This window comes from Enterobacter sp. Taxon_8 (assembly GCF_058354585.1).
On sequence record NZ_CM177989.1, the window covers coordinates 1,288,146 to 1,308,189 of the forward strand.

A 20,044-nucleotide genomic window follows, 5' to 3' on the forward strand; every position below is an offset into this window, starting at 1 on the left:
ATGACCACACATATAACGTTAAAAACCGGCGGCGACCCGCGTACGCTGCCAGATTACGCCGCCCTTCGCGATGAACTCAGTAAGCTTACGCATCCTGCTCGCCCGGATGTGAACTGGCAATATGTCGAAAAACTCGGTCTCTCTCTGTTTGAACAAAACGGTGTGGAGTTGCAGACTGCGGCCTGGTACACCCTTGCCCGTACTCACCTGTCTGGATTAGCTGGCCTGAACGAAGGGTTGGCAATTCTGGAGGCCCTGATTAGCCGCCAGTGGGACGTTTTCTGGCCGAAGACGCTACACGCTCGTCTGGAAATCCTTAGTGGCCTGAGCCAGCGCCTGCAGCAGCGCATGCGCATGCTTGCATTGAACAACAGCCATCTACGTGAGCTTTATAGTGCCGAAGCGTTGCTTGCCAGCCTGAGCGCGGTGTTCCAGCGCCTCGAACTCAAACACCTTAGCCAGTTCGATACGTTACGAACGTTGATACGTTCAAGTGCTGCACGGCTGGAAAGCGGTAATGACGCATCAGATTTGAATGCGATCATAATGCCCGGTCGCGAGTTACCTCAGGAGAGGGCAGAACCGATTGGCGAAGTGAAATGGGTCTACGTTGTGCAGCAGGAAAATCAGCCGGATACAAAGGATCGTCCGACTGCGCAAGGGTCTGTCAGACCATGGAAACCCTTTCTCGCCGGGATGTGTTCTGTGCTGGTGGTCAGCCTCGCCGTGGCGTGGGGAGGGGGCTTTCTGTCGAGACCGGATCCCTTAACGACTCAGGCCATTGCCTCGCTGGCGCCGTTACCGGAAGTGCTTACTCCTGTTCAGCAAGACGCGTTAGTGCAGCGAGGCACCATTCCGTCCACGTTTATCACCGAAACGCAGCAGCAGCTTGCCCGACTGGATAAGCTGCCACCAGACTGGAATATTTCCTACAGCCTTCAGTTGTTAGCGCAACTCCAGACTTTGCAGCCGGAGGAAGCGAAGTCGCTCACCGTGCAGTGGAAGCAAAAATTTAACTCGGCAGCGTTGCCTGTCGATTCCATGAACAGCTGGTATCAGGGAATGATGAAGCTTCAGCAACTGAGCCATAGGCTGAGTAGTCTGGATGAGCAAAAAGGAAAATATATCACGGTAAGTGAGCTTAAATCGGTGGTTTTTTCAGCTATACAGTCCTTTAACCAAACCATACCGGCTGAAGAACAACTCCGACGCCTGTCAGAGCATAGTGCTGAAAGCGCGCTGCCTGAAGCCGAAAAGACCCAGCTGGAGTTGCGTCTAAGACAGCTGGCAACGCGTTATGCTCAAATCAAACAGGATTTTTCTGCTCAATGAATGCGGGTGTGAAGAAGCGATGTGCAGAAATAAGCGGGAGGGTAAAGTGTCCCCTGCAGGAATCGAACCTGCAACTAGCCCTTAGGAGGGGCTCGTTATATCCATTTAACTAAGGGGACGAGGCGGCACGAGTATAGCCTTATTTACACTTTGCGTTAAGCGCATCGCCGCCTGACTGCTCAAAGAGTCACCATTCAGGTCGATTTTTTTGTCGATTTATCATCATTTTCCCGTGCCTTAAGCTCAGCTTTGCGTTTGTTCGACATGTCGTTACGGATTTGGGCGTGGCTTAACAGCGCGAAGATAAACGTTCCGCCGCAGATGTTTCCCGCCAGCGTCGGAAGGGCAAACGGCCAGAAGAAATCGCTCCAGTGAAGCGTACCGTTAAAGACCAGATAGAGGATTTCAACGGTCCCGACCACAATATGCGTGGTGTCCGCCAGCGCAATCAGCCAGGTCATCAGTATGATCACGACAATTTTGGCGCTGCCTGCTGAAGGGAACATCCACACCATCGTGGCGATAATCCAGCCGGAGATGATGGCATTCGAGAACATCTCGACCGGCGTGTTTTTCATTACATCCATGCCGATTTTTACAAACGCATCCCGTGTGGGTTCATCAAATATCGGCATATATTCAAACGCCCAGGCCGCGATGCCCGTGCCGATGATATTTCCCAGCAGGACCACGCCCCAGAGCCGCATCAATAAACCGAAATTCCCGAGTGTGGGGTTTTGCATCACCGGCAGAACCGCGGTCACCGTGTTTTCAGTAAATAGCTGCTGGCGGGCCATGATGACGATAATAAAGCCGAAGGTATAACCGAGGTTCTCGAGTAAAAAACCGCCGGGTACGCCCTCCAGCTGCACATGAAATATCCCTTTCGCAAGCAGAGATGCTCCCATTGAGAGCCCTGCAGCGATGGCTGACCAGAAGAGAGCCATCGCGTCGCGCTCCATCTCTTTTTCACCGTCCTGGCGGATATGCTCGTGAATGGCCATCGCGCGGGAAGGGAGGCGATCTTCGTCAATTTCTATTTTCTCGCCGCGCGCTTTCTCCTCGCTTTCAATTTCAAGTTCCTCATTGCTCTCGCCAATTTTTTCTTCGCCCACTTCTTTCATATATGCTCCCGGAGATTGATCTTTCTGTTAAGCGTAGCGGCTTTTGTCGGGATGCCTGTGGGGATGCTCTTAAATTGGCAGCAATGACAACAAAGGTGATACATCTCTTTCAAAGGCATTATAAAATTGCCAGCGAAACGAATTCTAAAAGCCAGGCTATGCTGAGATCAGAGTCACGCTGGTTACTGCCCGTAATTGTGCTCATAGACATCGGTAAACGTGCTGTTACAATCGCTTGCACGTTTACAGACGGAGCATCAGGCTCCGTTACGGATGGCAATCAACGATAGCCATACTGAACAGGGAGATATTTATGAAACTTCGGCTGTCGGCGCTTGCGCTGGGCGCGACGATGCTTGTGGGCTGCGCCAGCTCTGGGGAGCAAACGGGCCGCTCCGATCCTCTCGAAGGATTTAACCGCTCCATGTATAGCTTAAACTACAACGTGCTGGACCCGTATGTGGTTCGCCCGGTGGCAGTGGCATGGCGCGATTATGTTCCACAGCCCGCGCGTAACGGGTTAAGTAACTTTACCAGCAACCTCGAAGAGCCTGCGGTAATGGTGAACTACTTCCTGCAGGGCGACCCCTACCAGGGGATGGTCCACTTTACCCGCTTCTTCCTGAACTCCATTCTGGGGATGGGCGGCTTTATTGACGTCGCAGGCATGGCGAACCCGAAACTTCAGCGTGAACAGCCGCACCGTTTTGGTAGTACGCTGGGGCATTATGGTGTCGGTTACGGCCCTTACGTTCATCTGCCGTTCTATGGCAGCTTCACCGTGCGTGATGACGGCGGTGATATGGTCGATACGCTGTATCCGGTTCTGTCATGGCTGACCTGGCCGCTGTCGGTGGGTAAATGGACGGTAGAAGGGATTGAAACCCGCGCGCAATTGCTCGACTCTGATGGCCTGCTGCGCCAGTCTTCTGACCCGTACATTATGGTACGTGAAGCGTACTTCCAGAATCATGACTTTATTGCCAACGGCGGTAAGCTGAAGCCGGAAGAGAATCCAAACGCGAAGGCGATCGAGAACGAACTAAAAGATATCGATTCTGAGTAAATAAAAAAGGTGAGCAATGCTCACCTTTTTTGATTCTGTCGCGATTAGAACGCGTAGTTGAAGTTCGTACCGAACAGCCAGGCTTTACCTTCAGAGGTAAACTCGTAAGGGCCTTCCTGGAACGTCACTTTCTGACCGTGCATATAAGATACGCCCGCATCGATGGATGCATTCTCGTTGAACGCATACGTCGCGCCCGCGCTTAACCAGAAACGGTCCTGATCCGGAATGGAAATGGAACGTTTGTCTGCCGGAACCGGGCTGTCGTCAAATGCGATACCGGAGCGGAATGTCCAGTTTTTATCGTAGTAGTAGGTGGTACCCAACGCAATACGATAGGCGTCGTGGAAGCTTTCGTCCTTATAGAACAGCGTCTGGCCATTGGTTCCGGTCGCTTTCAGCTCCTGGAACTGGCTCCAGCTGGTATAGGCCAGGCTATAGTGGATAGCCCATTGCGGCGCAACACGGTTGTAACCGGACACTTCCCACATTTCTGGCAAATGCAGTGACAGTGAACCTGGAACGGTCTGGTTGGACGTTCCCCAAGGAATGGTTGTACCCGCACCAGGAACCAGGTTGTTCACAGGCGTCAGGATGCCGCTCTTGTAATCGCCGTCGAAGTCAATTTTCACTTCGGAACGATAGGTCAGGCCCCAACGGTTGTTTTTGTCCAGCTCGTAGAGGATACCGGCGTTCCAGCCATAGCCCCACTCATCACCTTCAAGACTGGCAATTTTATTGCTGTTTTTAGGCAGGCGCGCAGTCTGTTCCCCGGAATAACGTTCGATTTTGGCATCGGCGTAAACGGCATCAAAGCCCAGACCAAAGCTCCAGTTATCGTTCAGGCGATACGCACCGCTCAGGTTGAGGTTCAGCGTAGTAAGGTCTGTTTTACCGCCGTATTCACCAGCCGGGTAGTTGTTATTGAACTCGGTAGCCAGGCCGTAGTTAGACGTTACGGATGCACCCCAGCCAAACTGTTCGTTAATGGGCGCAACGAAGTGCAGGTTGGGGATCCATGCTGTTGGGGCAATGTTGTCCGCTTTAAGGCTCGCACCCGTATAAGGCGACTTACCAGAAACGTTGACATCAGGGTCGATATAAACCGCACCGGCAGAGAAAGTCGGACGATCGAACATCATGATCAACGCGGGGTTACGACTCGCGTTACCCGCATCATCAGCAATAGCGCCTTCCCCGGAATACGCACGGCCAAGGCCAGAGGAAGAAAATTCGTTTAACTGAAAGCCCGCTGACCAGGCGGAAGTGGAGACGAGTGCCACTGCGACTGCCAGCGCAGTCTTGTTGAACAGGGTTTTCTGGCTCATGACCATAACCTCATTGAGTTATTTTTATTCAATAATTGTTACATACCGTAACAGGAGCGCGAAGTGTAGGGTCTGAGGTATGACAGACAAATCAGACCAGTGGCCAGAGTATAGGTCTGACCAGCCAGAATGTTGCAAGTTTGTTTATTAATATTTTCAAACATGTTTCGCGAAACGAGATCTGGTTGGCAAAATTGTGACCATCGCGACTCACCCAAAAGGGTGGTTTTTGTTCTGGATCATTTTTTAGTGTGATATTGGTCACTTATCCGTTTTTGCGCCATTAACGGCTGGAGAGAGCCCGCGCCGGGGCGTAAAATATCAGCATCGTGTTTATCTCGCGCGCTGCGCGAATACAGAGGAAATTGAGCTATGAGTAAATGCAGTGCTGATGAAACCCCGGTTTGCTGCTGTATGGATGTTGGGACCATCATGGACAACTCCGATTGCACCGCGTCTTACAGCCGTGTGTTCACTAACCGTGCCGAAGCGGAAGAGACCCTGGCCGCGCTGAGCAAGCGTGCGCGTGATGTTGAATCCGATCCGTGTGAAATCAAGTCGACCTTTACCGAAGTGGAAGGCGGCGTGAAGCTGGACATCGACTTTGTTTTCGCCTGCGAAGCAGAAACGCTGATTTTCCAGCTGGGTCTGCGTTAATCCTTTTTGCCCGGCGGCGCTTTGCTTGCATGGGCCTACGATCGTGTAGGCCGAGTAAGGCAACGCCGCCACCCGGCAACAAACCGCACAAATGCCCCTGCCATGCAGGGGCATTTTCTTTTTCTTCTCTGTGTTTTAGCTCGCACTTTTTCGTTTCCCCGATTGGCTGAATGTAAAAAAATGGTTAAGACTATTATCAGGTCAGACCACTTTATGTTTGCGAAAAATTTTTTACAGGGGAGTGTTATGAGTCAGGCATTACCGCTAATTACCCGTCAGGGCGATCGCATTGCCATAGTCAGTGGATTGCGAACGCCATTTGCGCGTCAGGCAACGGCGTTTCATGGCATACCGGCCGTTGACCTGGGGAAAATGGTAGTGGGGGAGATGCTGGCTCGCAGCGAAATTCCGCCTGAGGTCATCGAACAGCTGGTGTTCGGTCAGGTCGTGCAGATGCCTGAAGCCCCCAACATTGCGCGGGAAATCGTCCTTGGTACCGGGATGAATGTGCACACCGATGCCTACAGCGTCAGTCGCGCCTGCGCAACCAGTTTCCAGGCCGTGGCGAACGTCGCCGAAAGCCTGATGGCGGGGACTATCCGCGCCGGGATTGCGGGCGGGGCAGACTCCTCTTCGGTGCTGCCGATTGGGGTCAGTAAAAAGCTGGCGCGTATCCTGGTCGATGCCAACAAAGCCCGTACGACGGGTCAGAAACTCAAACTCTTCTCACGTTTACGTCTGCGCGATCTGATGCCCGTGCCACCTGCCGTAGCGGAATACTCCACTGGCCTGCGCATGGGCGATACCGCCGAGCAGATGGCGAAAACCTACGGCATTACCCGTGAACAGCAGGATGCGCTGGCGCATCGCTCGCATCAGCTTGCGGCAAAAGCCTGGTCGGAAGGCAAGCTGACCGACGAGGTCATGACCGCCTACATTCCGCCCTATCGCGAACCGCTTGCGGAAGATAACAATATTCGCGGCACCTCGACGCTGGCGGATTACGCAAAGCTGCGCCCGGCGTTTGACCGCAAGCACGGCACGGTGACGGCGGCGAACAGTACGCCGCTGACGGACGGGGCCGCCGCCGTGATCCTGATGACCGAATCCCGCGCGAAAGAGCTGGGCATCACTCCCCTGGGCTATTTACGCAGCTATGCCTTCACCGCCATTGATGTCTGGCAGGACATGTTGTTAGGTCCGGCATGGTCGACGCCGCTGGCGCTGGAGCGCGCGGGGCTGACGATGGCTAATTTAACCCTGATTGATATGCATGAAGCGTTTGCCGCGCAGACTCTGGCAAACGTTCAGCTACTGGCAAGCGAGCGTTTCGCGCGCGATGTGCTGGGCCGCGCCCATGCCACAGGCGAAGTGGATCAGAGTAAGTTCAACGTGCTGGGTGGTTCTATCGCCTACGGTCATCCGTTTGCCGCCACCGGTGCGCGAATGATCACGCAAACATTACATGAACTCCGTCGCCGGGGCGGCGGGTTTGGCCTCGTTACCGCCTGTGCGGCGGGTGGCCTTGGCGCAGCAATGGTTCTGGAGGCTGAATAATGGATATGCCATCTGCATTTAATCTGACGGTTCGCCTCGATAACGTGGCCGTTATCACTATTGATGTGCCTGATGAAAAGATGAATACCCTGAAGGCCGAATTTGGTGTTCAGGTGCGCGCGATGCTAAAGCAGATCCGCGAAAACAAAGCCATTCGCGGCCTGGTGTTTATCTCTGCCAAACCCGACAACTTTATCGCCGGGGCGGATATCAACATGATCGACCGGGCGCAAAACGCACTGGAAGCCGAAGAGCTGGCGCGTCAGGGCCAGCAGGTAATGTCGGAGATCAACAGCCTGCCGATCCCGGTTATCGCAGCGATCCACGGCGCCTGTCTGGGCGGCGGGCTTGAGCTGGCGCTGGCATGTCACAGCAGGATTTGTACTGACGATGCAAAAACCATTCTGGGCCTGCCGGAAGTGCAGCTGGGCCTGCTGCCTGGCTCCGGCGGAACGCAACGGCTGCCGCGCCTCGTGGGCGTCAGCACGGCGCTGGAGATGATCTTGACCGGTAAACAGCTGCGTGCCCGTCAGGCGCTAAAAGCCGGTCTGGTCGATGACGTCGTGCCGCAGTCCATTTTGCTGGAGGCCGCCGTTGAGCTGGCGCTGAAAGGGCGTCAGGCAAAACGTCCTTTGCCGGTACGCGAGCGCGTGCTGGCTGGCCCGCTGGGAAGAACGCTTCTGTTCAACATGGTGGGCAAAAAGACTGAACAAAAAACCAAAGGCAACTACCCGGCGGCAAAGCGGATCCTGGAAGTGATCGAAACCGGGCTGTCGCAGGGAAGCAGCAGCGGCTATGCCGCGGAGGCCAAAGCCTTCGGCGAACTGGCGATGACGCCGCAGTCACAGGCGCTGCGCAGCATCTTCTTCGCCAGCACGGACGTGAAAAAAGATCCCGGCAGCGAGGCTGAGCCTGCACCGCTGCGTGCCATTGGCGTACTGGGTGGGGGGCTCATGGGCGGCGGTATCTCTTTTGTTACCGCCAGCAAAGGCAAATTACCTGTACGTATCAAAGACATCAATCCGAAGGGTATCAACCACGCGCTGCAGTACAGCTGGCAGAACCTTGATCAAAAGGTGAAACGCCGCCATATCAAAGCAAGCGAGCGTGATAAAACCCTGGCGATGATCTCCGGTACGACGGATTACAGCGGTTTTGCGCACCGCGATCTGGTGATTGAAGCCGTGTTTGAAGATCTGGCGCTTAAGCAGCAGATGGTGGCAGACGTTGAGCAACATTGTGCTCCGCATACCATTTTTGCTTCCAATACGTCGTCATTACCGATTGGCGATATCGCGGCGAAAGCCGCGCGTCCGGAGCAGGTGATTGGGCTGCACTTCTTTAGCCCGGTCGAAAAAATGCCGCTGGTGGAAGTCATTCCACACGCGACGACCAGTCCGCAAACCATCGCCACGGTAGTCAAACTTGCGAAGAAGCAGGGGAAAACGCCGATCGTAGTAGCAGATAAGGCCGGCTTCTACGTTAACCGCATTCTGGCTCCCTATATTAATGAAGCCATGCGATTGCTGACGGAGGGAGAGAAGATCGAGCACGTCGACGAGGCGCTGGTAAAGTTTGGTTTCCCCGTAGGTCCAATCCAACTTTTGGATGAGGTGGGAATAGACACCGGCACTAAAATTATACCAGTGCTGGAAGCCGCATATGGCGATCGTTTCAGCCCACCTGCAAATATTGTTTCTGCGATTTTGAAGGACGATCGCAAAGGCAGAAAAAATGAACGCGGTTTCTATCTTTACGGCGCGAAAGGGCGTAAAAGCAGGAAACAGGTCGACCCTTCGGTTTATGGACTTATTACGACTTCTGGTCAGGGAAAACTCTCCGCCGTTCAGTGCGCTGAGCGCTGCGTGATGATGATGCTCAATGAAGCGGCGCGCTGCTTTGGTGAGCAGGCGATCAAGAGCGCGCGCGATGGAGACATTGGTGCGGTATTTGGCATTGGTTTCCCGCCGTTCCTTGGCGGCCCGTTCCGTTACATGGATACGCTCGGCGCGGGTGAAGTGGTTGCAATCCTGCAACGTCTGGCTTCGCAGTATGGTCCACGGTTTACACCGTGTGACCAATTATTGCAGATGGCGGAACGGGGCCAGACATTTTGGCCAGCAAGGGAAACTGTCCTCGTAAGCTGAGGTCAAAGAAGGGTAAATCCTGAGGTGAAGGAACCTGTTCTGGCGATTTTGTAAACAGAGATTGACTATACTTACGCCATTGAGGTAAAAAACAGCGTTTCATTCACCGAATGGATCAGGCACAATGCCCGGCCATCGGGTTTTCTACCTCTCAGCATTTATCGCGGGTAGTTAACGCCGGTGATTCTGGTTAACAAAAGCGGTGCAATATGCAAGTTTTTATCATGCGTCACGGCGACGCGGCACTCGATGCCGCCAGTGACTCAGTACGTCCTTTGACCGTCTGTGGCTGCGACGAATCTCGTCTGATGGCGACCTGGCTTAACGGTCAAAAAGTGGACATCGAACGCGTTCTGGTGAGTCCGTTCCTGCGTGCAGAACAGACGCTGGACGTGGTAGGGGAGTGTATGAACCTACCATCCAGCGTGGATGTTCTCCCTGAACTCACCCCGTGTGGCGATGTAGGCCTTGTCAGCGCTTATCTTCAGGCGCTGTGCAATGAAGGTGTCGCTTCAGCGCTGGTCATTTCCCACCTGCCACTGGTTGGCTATCTGGTATCTGAGCTTTGCCCTGGCGAGACCCCGCCTATGTTCACGACATCCGCTATTGCCAATGTTTCTCTCGACGAAACGGGCAAAGGTGTCTTCAACTGGCAAATGAGTCCGTGCAACCTGAAGATGGCAAAAGCGATCTGACGTGACGTGCGATATGGCGGGGTGCAATGTGCTTCCCGCCATTCTGTCAGGGCAACTCTGGCGGTTGCCACTCTTCCACTTCAATCAACACCAGCAACGCGGCATCTCCGCCGTACTCTTTCGGTGCCTGATGAAAAGCCATCACGTGCGGGTGCTGCGCCAGCCACAGGGGCGTCTGTTGCTTGAGAATATGTTTACCGTGGCCATGCATTACGCAGGCGCAAAAAACATGTTCGCGACGGCAGGCGGCGATCAATGCCCCCAACTCCTGTTTGGCCTGCATCTGCGTTAAGCCGTGGAGATCGAGAAACAGCTCCGGCGAATAATCCCCGCGGCGTAATTTTTTCAGCTCAAAATGGCTGACGTCTTCGCGTACATACTTAACAGCCCCTTGCGTATTAAGCAGCGGCTGAAATTCATCTGAAAAATAGTGGCTGTTATCGGCCTGCTCCTGCAGCAGGCGTTTGACCGGGACTTCGCTGATTTTTTTACGCTGCGGGCGATGAACGATGGTGTCCTGCGCGATCTTACGCGTCCCGGTCATCAGCTGTCGGAAGAGCGCCTGATCCTCCTCGCTGAGCGATGTTTTCTTTTTCATTCGTCATTCTCATCTCGTATTTCCGATAGTGTACCCGACTAAACGCATTTTTTAACCTCAAGCGCGACGCGTCATTGCTGATTTATCGCCGTCTTCATGGCAAACTAGCCGCCGAAAATTATGCGAGCATGCCCTGGAGGAAAGAGTGGATAAAATATTTGTCGATGAAGCAGTAAACGAGCTGCATACCATACAGGACATGTTGCGCTGGTCGGTTAGCCGCTTCAGCGCCGCCAATATCTGGTACGGTCACGGTACCGATAACCCATGGGATGAAGCCGTGCAGCTGGTGCTGCCGTCACTCTACCTGCCGCTGGATATCCCGGAAGACATGCGCACCGCGCGCCTGACCTCCAGCGAAAAACACCGCATCGTTGAGCGCGTGATCCGTCGCGTGAACGAGCGTATTCCGGTCGCCTATCTAACCAACAAAGCCTGGTTCTGCGGCCACGAGTTCTATGTCGATGAACGCGTGCTGGTGCCGCGCTCGCCGATTGGTGAGCTGATTAACAACCACTTTGAAGGCCTGATCGGCCATCAGCCGCAGCACATTCTCGATATGTGTACCGGCAGCGGCTGCATCGCGATTGCCTGCGCGTACGCCTTCCCTGAAGCGGAAGTGGACGCCGTCGATATCTCCACCGACGCGCTGGCCGTGACCGAACACAATATTGAAGAGCACGGCCTGATCCATCACGTTACGCCAATTCGCTCCGATCTGTTCCGCGATCTGCCGACGCTGCAGTACGATCTGATCGTCACCAACCCGCCGTACGTCGATGCGGAAGATATGTCCGATCTGCCGAACGAATACCGCCACGAGCCGGAGCTGGGTCTGGCTTCTGGCTCTGACGGCCTGAAGCTGACCCGCCGCATTCTGGCCTGCGCGCCGGATTATCTGACCGACGACGGCGTTCTGATTTGTGAAGTGGGCAACAGCATGGTACATCTGATAGAGCAGTACCCGGATGTGCCGTTCACCTGGCTTGAGTTCGACAACGGCGGTGACGGCGTCTTTATGCTGACCAAAGCGCAGCTGCTCGACGCGCGCGAACACTTCAGCATCTATAAAGATTAATCCAGCGGGCTTCGGCCCGTTTCACAACGCTCAAACACAAACAACAACATCGGAGCCGTGATGGCAGGAAACACTATTGGACAGTTATTCCGCGTGACCACCTTTGGCGAGTCACACGGGCTGGCGCTGGGCTGTATCGTTGATGGCGTACCGCCAGGCATCGAACTGACCGAAGCCGATTTACAGCACGACCTCGACCGTCGTCGTCCGGGCACCTCTCGCTACACCACGCAGCGTCGCGAGCCGGACCAGGTCAAAATTCTCTCCGGCGTCTTTGAAGGCCGCACCACCGGCACCAGCATCGGTTTGCTGATCGAAAACACCGATCAGCGCTCCCAGGACTACGGCGCCATCAAAGACGTGTTCCGTCCGGGCCACGCCGACTATACCTACGAACAAAAGTACGGGTTCCGCGACTATCGCGGCGGCGGACGCTCTTCCGCCCGTGAAACCGCAATGCGCGTGGCGGCTGGCGCCATTGCCAAAAAATACCTGCAGCAGAAATTTGGCATCGTTATCCGCGGCTGTCTGACCCAGATGGGCGACATTCCGCTGGCGATCAAAGACTGGGATCTGGTCGAGCAAAACCCGTTCTTCTGTGCCGATGCCGACAAGCTGGACGCGCTGGACGAACTGATGCGCGGCCTGAAAAAAGAGGGCGACTCCATCGGGGCGAAAGTGACCGTGGTGGCCGATGGCGTCCCGCCAGGCTGGGGCGAGCCGGTATTTGACCGTCTCGACGCCGACATCGCCCACGCGCTGATGAGCATCAACGCGGTGAAGGGCGTTGAGATTGGCGACGGTTTTGACGTGGTATCCCTGCGCGGCAGCCAGAACCGCGACGAAATCACGAAAGCGGGCTTCCAGAGCAACCACGCGGGCGGCATCCTGGGCGGGATCAGCAGCGGGCAGCAGATTGTTGCCAACATCGCGCTGAAGCCAACCTCCAGCATTACCGTGCCGGGCCACACGATTAACCGCGATGGCGAAGAAGTTGAGATGATCACCAAAGGACGTCACGATCCGTGCGTGGGGATCCGCGCGGTGCCGATCGCAGAAGCGATGCTGGCGATCGTGCTGATGGATCACTTCCTGCGCCAGCGCGCGCAGAATGCGGATGTGACGACCACCATTCCACGCTGGTAAACATGAAAAAAACCGCAATTGCTCTGCTGGCGCTGCTGGCCAGTGGAGCCAGTCTGGCCGCCACACCGTGGCAAAAAATCACCCATCCGGTGGCGGGGAGCGCGCAGTCGATCGGCGCTTTTTCCAACGGCTGTATCGTGGGCGCGCAGGAACTTCCGCTGCAATCGGAGACCTATCAGGTGATGCGTACCGACCAGCGTCGTTACTTCGGCCACCCGGATCTGGTGCTGTTCATTCAGCGACTGGGAAACCAGGTTCATAACCTGGGGCTGGGCACGATGCTGATCGGCGATATGGGGATGCCTGCCGGCGGTCGTTTTAACGGTGGACACGCCAGTCACCAGACCGGACTGGATGTGGATATCTTCCTGCAGCTGCCGAAAGCCCGCTGGACCGCAGCCCAACTGCTGAAACCGCAGGCGCTGGATCTGGTGGCGAGCGACGGCAAGCGCGTTGTGCCGTCCCTGTGGACGCGGGACGTATCCAGCATGATCAAGCTGGCGGCAGAAGATAACGACGTCACGCGGATTTTCGTTAACCCGGCCATCAAGCAGCAGCTCTGTCTGGATGCCGGAATCGATCGTGACTGGCTGCGCAAAGTGCGGCCGTGGTTCCAGCATCGTGCGCACATGCACGTTCGTCTGCGCTGCCCGGCGAATAGCCTGGAATGTGAAGATCAGCCGCTACCTCCGCCAGGCGATGGCTGCGGTGCGGAACTGCAAAGCTGGTTTGAACCGGCAAAACCTGGAACCTCTAAGCCTGAGAAGAAGATACCGCCTCCGCTGCCGCCTTCCTGCCAGGCGCTACTGGATGAGCATGTACTTTAATGGATAATTTCGTCGATCTGTTTATGGTGTCACCGCTGCTGCTGGTGGTGCTGTTCTTCGTGGCCATGCTGGCCGGTTTTATTGATGCCCTTGCGGGCGGCGGCGGGTTATTAACCGTACCCGCGCTGCTGGCGGCGGGCATGAGCCCGGCGCAGGCGCTTGCCACCAACAAGCTTCAGGCCTGCGGCGGCTCGCTCTCGGCGTCGCTCTATTTTATCCGCCGCAAGGTGGTGAGCCTGGCCGATCAGAAGCTCAATATCCTGATGACCTTTATTGGTTCCACGTCGGGCGCGCTGCTGGTGCAGCACGTGCAGTCGGATATTTTGCGCCAGATCCTGCCGGTTCTGGTTATCTGCATCGGTCTCTACTTCCTGCTGATGCCAAAGCTCGGTGAGGAAGACCGCCAGCGTCGTCTTCACGGCCTGCCGTTTGCCCTGATTGCCGGGGGCTGCGTCGGTTTTTACGACGGTTTCTTCGGCCCGGGGGCAGGCTCGTTTTACGCGCTGGCGTTCGTGACGCTGGCCGGGTTTAACCTCGCCAAATCCACCGCCCATGCCAAAGTGCTCAACGCCACCTCGAACGTCGGCGGCCTGCTGCTGTTTATCATTGGTGGCAAGGTTATCTGGGCAACCGGGTTTGTGATGATGGCAGGGCAGTTCCTGGGCGCGCGCGCGGGCTCGCGCCTGGTATTAAGCAAAGGGCAAAAACTGATTCGCCCGATGATCGTCATCGTCTCGGCCGTGATGAGCGCCAAACTACTTTATGACAGCCATGGACAGGAGATCCTCACCTGGTTGGGGATACACTAATGAACAGTACGCATAAATACGAACAGCTGATTGAGATTTTCGACGGCTGTTTTGCTGACGATTTTAATACCCGTCTGATTAAAGGCGACGACGAACCGATCTATCTTCCTGCAGATGACGAGGTTCCGTATAACCGCATCGTCTTTGCCCACGGCTTTTACGCCAGCGGCTTGCACGAGATTTCGCACTGGTGCATCGCCGGAAAAGCGCGGCGCGAGCTGGTAGACTTTGGTTACTGGTACTGCCCGGACGGACGTGACGCCGCGACGCAGGGGCAGTTTGAAGATGTGGAAGTCAAACCACAGGCGCTGGAATGGCTGTTCTGCGTCGCGGCGGGTTTCCCGTTCAACGTCAGCTGTGACAACCTCGAAGGCGACTTCGAGCCAGACCGTATCGTCTTCCAGCGCCGCGTGCATGCGCAGGTGATGGAATATCTTGAGAAAGGCATCCCGGAACGTCCGGCGCGCCTGATCGAGGCCTTACAGAATTATTACCACACGCCGGCGATCGCGGCGGAATGCTTCCCTTGGCCGGAAGATCTTTAACAGAGGAAAGAAGATGATCGCAGAATTTGAATCACGCATTCTGGCGTTAATTGATGACATGGTGGAACACGCCAGCGATGATGAGCTGTTCGCCAGCGGTTATCTGCGTGGTCACCTGACGCTCGCGGTAGCCGAGCTTGAAGCGGGGGACGATCACTCTGCCGACGCCGTTCACGAAGAAGTGACCCGCAGTCTGGAGAAAGCCATTCAGGCCGGGGAACTCTCTCCGCGCGACCAGTCTCTGGTGCTGGGCATGTGGGACAACCTGTTCCAGCAGGCAAAAGCGAAGTAAGTGTTTCACCACCCTCTCCCTGTGGGAGAGGGGCGGGGTGAGGGCCCCGGAACGCACCCTATTTAATCTTCTTCCCCTTCAGCAGTTTCCGCACCCACAATCGATTCGGATTCAGGCCCGCAAGCGTAATTCTGTCCAGCGGAATCGGCTCTCCGCTCATTTGTGCTGCTAAGACTTCGGCCAGCAGCGGCGCAGAACACAGCCCGCGAGAACCCAGCCCGCCGAGTATATACAGTTCCGGATAAACCGGAGCGCTCACCGCTTTATCCCGGTTATTAGCAAGGTCCTGATAAACCTCAAGCGTCGCATCATAGTCCGGCACATTTCCCGCCATCGGCAGATGATCGCGGGTGGCGCAGCGCACGCCGCAGCGCGCGTCACCCTCGCTGACGTCAACCTCTTTCGCCCACGCCGCATCCGGGAAGCAGTCAATCAGGCGCTGGCGGTTCTGGGCCTGATCCGCTTCGCTGTAGCGCATATCCGTTTCGCCACGATGATAGCTGGCCCCGATGCAGTGGTGGCCGTTAGACGGATTTTGCGGCGTCAGATAGCCGTCATAGCACAGCACCTGACGCAGTTTGCTCAGTTCAGGCGCGGAAGGAATATGGCTTACCTGGCCGCCGACCGGATAAACCGGCAATGACTCTGTCTGGGTAAACTGGCTGATGTTATGCCCGTTTGCCAGCACAACGCTGGCATGACTCGCCTCTTTGCCATCGGCAAAACGCAGATTCCAGCGTTCTGTCCGGCTCAACGATTCAACCTTGCGAGCATAATGCGCCGTCAGCCCGCGCGACTGCGCCAGGGCAATGGCTGCCGCGGTCAGTTCAGCCGGGCACAGCCAGCCGCCGAGCGGATACTGAATGCCCCCACACCCGGTTTCCACGCCAGCGGTCTCTGCCACCTCTTGCGCACTTACCGCACGGGCAATCTCGTCAGGCAGACCCAGCGACAGCATCTGCGTGATTTTTTGCTGGCTCTTTTCATCCCAGCCGAGCTGCGTCACGCCGCACCAGTCATGGTCAAACGCCACCGGCAGGGCATCGTACAGGCGACGAGCGAAGGTAAACGCTGCCGGGAAAAAACGGAACAGGGCCGGGTCGTGCGCGCTTAAAAGCGGATAGAGCGCCCCCTGGCGGTTGCCGGACGCGCCGCGTGCTGGCGCGTCGTCAGCACAGTAGAGCGTGACCTGCCAGCCGCGGTGGAGAAGCGCGAGAGACAGCAGAGCGCTGGCGATCCCCCCGCCAACTATCGCCACCTCACGTGATGCGCTGGCGCGGCGCGCAAACCAGGGAGCACTGGCGGGGATATCCAGAGTCTGCTCCATTCTGCCGACCAGCATGTCGCGCTTGCGGCCAAAACCTTTGGTTTTCTGCATGGTAAAGCCCGCCTCCTGTAGTCCGCGGCGGACAAAGCCTGCCGAGGTGAAGGTGGCAAGCGTTGCGCCCGGGCGCGCCAGCCGCGCCATCGCGCTAAACAGATGCTGGCTCCACATGTCCGGGTTTTTGGCGGGGGCAAAGCCGTCAAGGAACCAGGCGTCCACCGTCTGATTCATCGAATCATCGAGCGTATCGGTCAGGTCATTGATGTCGCCAAGCCATAAATCCAGCGTCACGCGTCCGCCGTCCAGAATCAGACGGTGGCAGCCGCCGATGTGGGGTGGCCACTGCGCCTGAAGCTGCTCCGCCCAAGCACCAAGCTCTGGCCAGCGCTGATGAGCGAGCCGCAGATCGTGCGCGGTGAGCGGGAATTTTTCAAAACTGATGAAATGTAATCTTTGTAGCGTAGCCTCAGGGTGGGCAGCGTGAAACTGGTCAAACGCCTGCCAGAGGGTCAGAAAATTGAGCCCGGTACCGAATCCGCTTTCCGCGACCACAAACAGGCTCCGCGGATGCTCCGGGAAGCGGGTGCTGAGCTGGTTTCCGTCGAGGAAAACATAGCGAGTTTCTTCGAGTCCGTTATCATTAGAAAAATAGACGTCATCAAAATCTCGGGAAACAGGTGTACCCTCAGCGTTGAATTCGAGGTTGGCGGGTTGTATAGCGTTTTGTTTCACGTAAGTTACTCGTCTGACAGGCAGTGGCACGATCTTAACGATGTGAGTCCATCGGTGCAAATTTCCGCAGAAAATGTCTGATCGGACTTGTTCGGCGTACAAGTGTACGCTATTGTGCGACTCGAAACTTACTATAGTGCGACTTACAGAGGTATTGAATGAAACGTGCAGTGATTACTGGCCTGGGCATTGTTTCCAGCATCGGTAATAACCAGCAGGAAGTCCTGGCATCTCTGCGTGAAGGACGCTCCGGGATCACTTTCTCTGAAGAGTTTAAAGATTCAGGTATGCGCAGCCACGTATGGGGTAACGTCAAACTGGACACCACCGGTTTGATTGACCGCAAAGTGGTTCGTTTCATGAACGATGCCTCTATTTATGCTTATCTCTCCATGCAGGAAGCGATCAAAGATTCCGGCCTGAGCGAAGAGGTTTATCAGAACAACCCGCGCGTGGGTCTGATTGCCGGTTCCGGCGGCTCATCTAAAGCGCAGGTATTCGGTGCTGACGCAATGCGTAGCCCGCGTGGTCTGAAAGCGGTAGGTCCGTACGTGGTTACTAAAGCCATGGGTTCTGCGGTTTCCGCATGCCTGGCGACCCCGTTCAAAATCCACGGTGTGAACTACTCCATCAGCTCCGCGTGTGCGACCTCCGCGCACTGCATCGGTAATGCTGTTGAGCAGATCCAGCTGGGTAAACAGGACATCGTATTTGCTGGCGGCGGCGAAGAGCTGGGCTGGGAAATGGCCTGCGAATTCGACGCGATGGGCGCACTGTCCACCAAGTACAATGAGACTCCGGACAAAGCTTCCCGTACCTACGATGCGCACCGCGACGGTTTCGTCATCGCGGGCGGCGGCGGTATGGTTGTGGTTGAAGAGCTGGAGCACGCCCTGGCACGTGGCGCGCACATCTACGCTGAAATCGTTGGCTACGGTGCAACGTCTGACGGCGCCGACATGGTTGCGCCATCCGGCGAAGGCGCGGTGCGCTGCATGAAGATGGCGATGCACGGCGTTGACACCCCAATCGACTACTTGAACTCCCACGGTACCTCTACTCCGGTAGGCGACGTGAAAGAGCTGGGTGCGATCCGTGAAGTCTTCGGCGACAACAGCCCGGCGATCTCCGCGACTAAAGCCATGACCGGTCACTCTCTGGGTGCGGCTGGCGTGCAGGAAGCGATCTACTCTCTGCTGATGCTGGAAAACGGCTTTATCGCGCCAAGCATCAACATTGAAGAGATGGACGAGCAGGCTGCCGGCCTGAACATCGTGACCAAACCAACGGAAGCGACGCTGACTACCGTCATGTCAAACAGCTTCGGCTTCGGTGGTACCAACGCCACGCTGGTTATGCGTAAGCTGAAAGCATAAGTTTTAAGTTTGATTCCGAAAGGGAGCCATAAGGCTCCCTTTTTTATGCATTGACAAGCGGCTGATCTCACAGGCAAACTTCCCCCCTCAACATTATCCTCACGATAATGCGTAAGCGTTTAACGTCAACCAACGCGCCTTAATCCTGATAACCAGGTAGAGGGGGCGTGGCATTTTCCCGCCTTACTCTTCATTTCGGAGTAAAGCATGACTGCAGTAACTCAAACAGAAACAACCCCTTCAGCGAACGTTTCGCTGTTCCGTATCGCCTTTGCGGTATTCCTGACCTACATGACCGTTGGCCTGCCGCTGCCGGTGATCCCGCTTTTCGTTCATCAGGAACTGGGCTATGGCAACACCATGGTCGGCATTGCCGTGGGCATTCAGTTTTTAGCCACGGTATTAACCCGCGGCTACGCCGGACGGCTGGCGGATCAGCACGGTGCCAAGCGCTCGGCGCTGCAGGGCATGTTTGCCTGCGGGCTGGCGGGCGGCGCCTGGCTGCTGGCGGCTCTACTGCCGGTCGATGCCGCGTATAAATTTGCGCTGCTGGTGCTGGGCCGTTTAATTCTTGGCTTCGGTGAAAGCCAGCTGCTGACCGGCACCCTGACCTGGGGAATGGGGCTGGTGGGGCCTGCTCGTTCCGGTAAGGTGATGTCCTGGAACGGTATGGCCATCTATGGCGCGCTGGCTGCCGGTGCGCCGCTTGGGCTGCTTATCAATAGCCAGTTTGGATTTGCGGCATTGGCCGCAACCACCATGGTTTTACCTCTGCTGGCGTGGGCGTTTAACGGCTCGGTGCGTAAGGTGCCCGCGCACAAAGGCGAGCGTTCTTCCCTGTGGAGCGTGGTAGGCCAAATCTGGCAGCCGGGTCTTGGCCTGGCGCTGCAGGGCGTGGGTTTTGCGGTGATTGGGACGTTCGTTTCGCTCTATTTTATGAGCCGTGGCTGGGCGATGGCCGGTTTTACGCTCACCGCTTTTGGCGGCGCGTTTGTGCTAATGCGCGTCTTCTTCGGCTGGATGCCGGATCGCTTTGGCGGCGTGAAGGTGGCGGTGGCGTCGCTGGTGATTGAGACCATCGGTCTGCTGCTGCTGTGGAATGCTCCCGTGGCTTCCGTTGCGTTGCTTGGTGCGGCGCTGACCGGCTGCGGCTGTTCACTGATCTTCCCGGCGCTGGGTGTTGAAGTGGTGAAGCGCGTAGCCCCGCAGGTGCGCGGTACGGCGCTGGGCGGCTATGCGGCGTTTCAGGATATCTCATACGGGGTAACCGGACCGCTGGCCGGGGTGTTAGCCACCTCGTTTGGCTATCCGTCCGTCTTCCTGGCAGGTGCGGTTTCCGCGGTGGTTGGGATTATTGTGACGCTGATGGCGTTTCGCAGGGCTTGAGCCGTTGTAGGCCCGGTAAGCGCAG

General features: G+C 56.3%; 18 protein-coding genes and 1 tRNA gene. 14 read left to right on the plus strand and 5 right to left on the minus strand.

The features are described from left to right. On the plus strand, positions 1–1,332 hold the full coding sequence (locus AC4IBF_RS06130) for a VasL domain-containing protein (protein ID WP_491463204.1): 1,332 nt from the start codon (positions 1–3) through the stop codon (positions 1,330–1,332). Positions 1,333–1,379: 47 nt separating this feature from the next. On the opposite strand, the gene AC4IBF_RS06135 is transcribed toward AC4IBF_RS06130, so the two are convergent. After that, positions 1,380–1,451 (minus strand) — tRNA-Arg (locus tag AC4IBF_RS06135). Positions 1,452–1,526: 75 nt separating this feature from the next. Next, on the minus strand, positions 1,527–2,456 hold the full coding sequence (locus tag AC4IBF_RS06140) for a formate/nitrite transporter family protein (RefSeq protein WP_133294871.1): 930 nt from the start codon (positions 2,454–2,456) through the stop codon (positions 1,527–1,529). 313 nt (positions 2,457–2,769) lie between these two features. On the opposite strand from AC4IBF_RS06140, the gene mlaA reads away from it, so the two are divergent. Further along, positions 2,770–3,522, plus strand: coding sequence for a phospholipid-binding lipoprotein MlaA (mlaA, locus tag AC4IBF_RS06145; RefSeq protein WP_115875917.1), 753 nt, complete (start codon positions 2,770–2,772; stop codon positions 3,520–3,522). Positions 3,523–3,566: 44 nt separating this feature from the next. Here mlaA and fadL read toward each other — a convergent pair whose 3' ends face one another. Further along, positions 3,567–4,850: a long-chain fatty acid transporter FadL gene (fadL, locus tag AC4IBF_RS06150; RefSeq protein ID WP_115875916.1), complete on the minus strand. Its 1,284-nt coding sequence runs from the start codon at positions 4,848–4,850 to the stop codon at positions 3,567–3,569. Positions 4,851–5,222: 372 nt separating this feature from the next. Here fadL and AC4IBF_RS06155 point away from each other — a divergent pair, with 372 nt between their 5' ends. The 4 genes from AC4IBF_RS06155 (at position 5,223) to sixA (ending at position 9,906) form a co-directional block, all read left to right on the plus strand. Continuing rightward, on the plus strand, positions 5,223–5,507 hold the full coding sequence (locus AC4IBF_RS06155; protein WP_023294142.1) for a YfcZ/YiiS family protein: 285 nt from the start codon (positions 5,223–5,225) through the stop codon (positions 5,505–5,507). Positions 5,508–5,753: 246 nt separating this feature from the next. Continuing rightward, positions 5,754–7,064: an acetyl-CoA C-acyltransferase FadI gene (gene fadI, locus AC4IBF_RS06160; RefSeq protein ID WP_133294870.1), complete on the plus strand. Its 1,311-nt coding sequence runs from the start codon at positions 5,754–5,756 to the stop codon at positions 7,062–7,064. Next, positions 7,064–9,211: a fatty acid oxidation complex subunit alpha FadJ gene (fadJ, locus tag AC4IBF_RS06165; protein WP_136195506.1), complete on the plus strand. Its 2,148-nt coding sequence runs from the start codon at positions 7,064–7,066 to the stop codon at positions 9,209–9,211. Before fadI ends, fadJ begins: the two co-directional genes overlap by 1 nt. A gap of 209 nt (positions 9,212–9,420) precedes the next feature. Then, positions 9,421–9,906, plus strand: a complete 486-nt coding sequence (sixA, locus tag AC4IBF_RS06170; RefSeq protein ID WP_045330962.1) for a phosphohistidine phosphatase SixA — start codon at positions 9,421–9,423, stop codon at positions 9,904–9,906. 46 nt (positions 9,907–9,952) lie between these two features. Here sixA and smrB read toward each other — a convergent pair whose 3' ends face one another. Beyond that, positions 9,953–10,504 carry an endonuclease SmrB gene (smrB, locus tag AC4IBF_RS06175; protein WP_008502613.1) on the minus strand — a complete coding sequence of 184 codons (552 nt, stop codon included), beginning with the start codon at positions 10,502–10,504 and terminating at the stop codon, positions 9,953–9,955. A gap of 145 nt (positions 10,505–10,649) precedes the next feature. Between smrB and prmB the strand changes: the two genes are divergently transcribed. From prmB to AC4IBF_RS06205, 6 genes are read left to right on the plus strand one after another with little or no spacing between them, the layout of a single operon-like run. After that, on the plus strand, positions 10,650–11,582 hold the full coding sequence (prmB, locus tag AC4IBF_RS06180; protein WP_008502612.1) for a 50S ribosomal protein L3 N(5)-glutamine methyltransferase: 933 nt from the start codon (positions 10,650–10,652) through the stop codon (positions 11,580–11,582). A 60-nt stretch (positions 11,583–11,642) separates the two neighbouring features. Beyond that, the gene (gene aroC / locus AC4IBF_RS06185) at positions 11,643–12,728 is read left to right on the plus strand and encodes a chorismate synthase (RefSeq protein ID WP_115875913.1); all 1,086 of its coding nucleotides are present in this window, start codon (positions 11,643–11,645) and stop codon (positions 12,726–12,728) included. A gap of 2 nt (positions 12,729–12,730) precedes the next feature. Continuing rightward, positions 12,731–13,555: a penicillin-insensitive murein endopeptidase gene (gene mepA / locus AC4IBF_RS06190; RefSeq protein ID WP_491463205.1), complete on the plus strand. Its 825-nt coding sequence runs from the start codon at positions 12,731–12,733 to the stop codon at positions 13,553–13,555. After that, on the plus strand, positions 13,555–14,364 hold the full coding sequence (locus AC4IBF_RS06195; protein WP_136195504.1) for a sulfite exporter TauE/SafE family protein: 810 nt from the start codon (positions 13,555–13,557) through the stop codon (positions 14,362–14,364). Before mepA ends, AC4IBF_RS06195 begins: the two co-directional genes overlap by 1 nt. Next, positions 14,364–14,909, plus strand: a complete 546-nt coding sequence (locus AC4IBF_RS06200; RefSeq protein ID WP_111965248.1) for an elongation factor P hydroxylase — start codon at positions 14,364–14,366, stop codon at positions 14,907–14,909. Before AC4IBF_RS06195 ends, AC4IBF_RS06200 begins: the two co-directional genes overlap by 1 nt. A gap of 13 nt (positions 14,910–14,922) precedes the next feature. Beyond that, a complete protein-coding gene (locus AC4IBF_RS06205) occupies positions 14,923–15,201 on the plus strand; it encodes a YfcL family protein (RefSeq protein ID WP_048029667.1) in 279 nt (92 codons plus the stop codon). A 58-nt stretch (positions 15,202–15,259) separates the two neighbouring features. Here the strand turns inward: AC4IBF_RS06205 and mnmC are convergent, their stop codons facing one another. Then, a complete protein-coding gene (gene mnmC, locus AC4IBF_RS06210) occupies positions 15,260–17,257 on the minus strand; it encodes a bifunctional tRNA (5-methylaminomethyl-2-thiouridine)(34)-methyltransferase MnmC2/FAD-dependent 5-carboxymethylaminomethyl-2-thiouridine(34) oxidoreductase MnmC1 (RefSeq protein WP_136195503.1) in 1,998 nt (665 codons plus the stop codon). Positions 17,258–17,415: 158 nt separating this feature from the next. Between mnmC and fabB the strand changes: the two genes are divergently transcribed. Together fabB and AC4IBF_RS06220 are read left to right on the plus strand one after the other, a co-directional pair. Next, complete coding sequence (gene fabB / locus AC4IBF_RS06215) at positions 17,416–18,633, plus strand: beta-ketoacyl-ACP synthase I (RefSeq protein ID WP_014832795.1); 1,218 nt, start codon at positions 17,416–17,418, stop codon at positions 18,631–18,633. 207 nt (positions 18,634–18,840) lie between these two features. After that, the gene (locus AC4IBF_RS06220) at positions 18,841–20,019 is read left to right on the plus strand and encodes an MFS transporter (RefSeq protein WP_133294865.1); all 1,179 of its coding nucleotides are present in this window, start codon (positions 18,841–18,843) and stop codon (positions 20,017–20,019) included. The last annotated feature ends 25 nt before the right edge of the window (positions 20,020–20,044 follow it).

Coding starts and splice junctions, on each gene's coding strand:
- mlaA (WP_115875917.1), top strand. CDS start 2,770: ATGAAACTTCGGCTGTCGGCGCTTGCGCTGGGCGCGACGATGCTTGTG.
- AC4IBF_RS06220 (WP_133294865.1), top strand. CDS start 18,841: ATGACTGCAGTAACTCAAACAGAAACAACCCCTTCAGCGAACGTTTCG.
- fadJ (WP_136195506.1), top strand. CDS start 7,064: ATGGATATGCCATCTGCATTTAATCTGACGGTTCGCCTCGATAACGTG.
- aroC (WP_115875913.1), top strand. CDS start 11,643: ATGGCAGGAAACACTATTGGACAGTTATTCCGCGTGACCACCTTTGGC.
- AC4IBF_RS06130 (WP_491463204.1), top strand. CDS start 1: ATGACCACACATATAACGTTAAAAACCGGCGGCGACCCGCGTACGCTG.
- smrB (WP_008502613.1), bottom strand. CDS start 10,504: ATGAAAAAGAAAACATCGCTCAGCGAGGAGGATCAGGCGCTCTTCCGA.
- AC4IBF_RS06205 (WP_048029667.1), top strand. CDS start 14,923: ATGATCGCAGAATTTGAATCACGCATTCTGGCGTTAATTGATGACATG.
- AC4IBF_RS06155 (WP_023294142.1), top strand. CDS start 5,223: ATGAGTAAATGCAGTGCTGATGAAACCCCGGTTTGCTGCTGTATGGAT.
- sixA (WP_045330962.1), top strand. CDS start 9,421: ATGCAAGTTTTTATCATGCGTCACGGCGACGCGGCACTCGATGCCGCC.
- AC4IBF_RS06195 (WP_136195504.1), top strand. CDS start 13,555: ATGGATAATTTCGTCGATCTGTTTATGGTGTCACCGCTGCTGCTGGTG.
- AC4IBF_RS06140 (WP_133294871.1), bottom strand. CDS start 2,456: ATGAAAGAAGTGGGCGAAGAAAAAATTGGCGAGAGCAATGAGGAACTT.
- fadI (WP_133294870.1), top strand. CDS start 5,754: ATGAGTCAGGCATTACCGCTAATTACCCGTCAGGGCGATCGCATTGCC.
- fabB (WP_014832795.1), top strand. CDS start 17,416: ATGAAACGTGCAGTGATTACTGGCCTGGGCATTGTTTCCAGCATCGGT.
- AC4IBF_RS06200 (WP_111965248.1), top strand. CDS start 14,364: ATGAACAGTACGCATAAATACGAACAGCTGATTGAGATTTTCGACGGC.
- fadL (WP_115875916.1), bottom strand. CDS start 4,850: ATGAGCCAGAAAACCCTGTTCAACAAGACTGCGCTGGCAGTCGCAGTG.
- mepA (WP_491463205.1), top strand. CDS start 12,731: ATGAAAAAAACCGCAATTGCTCTGCTGGCGCTGCTGGCCAGTGGAGCC.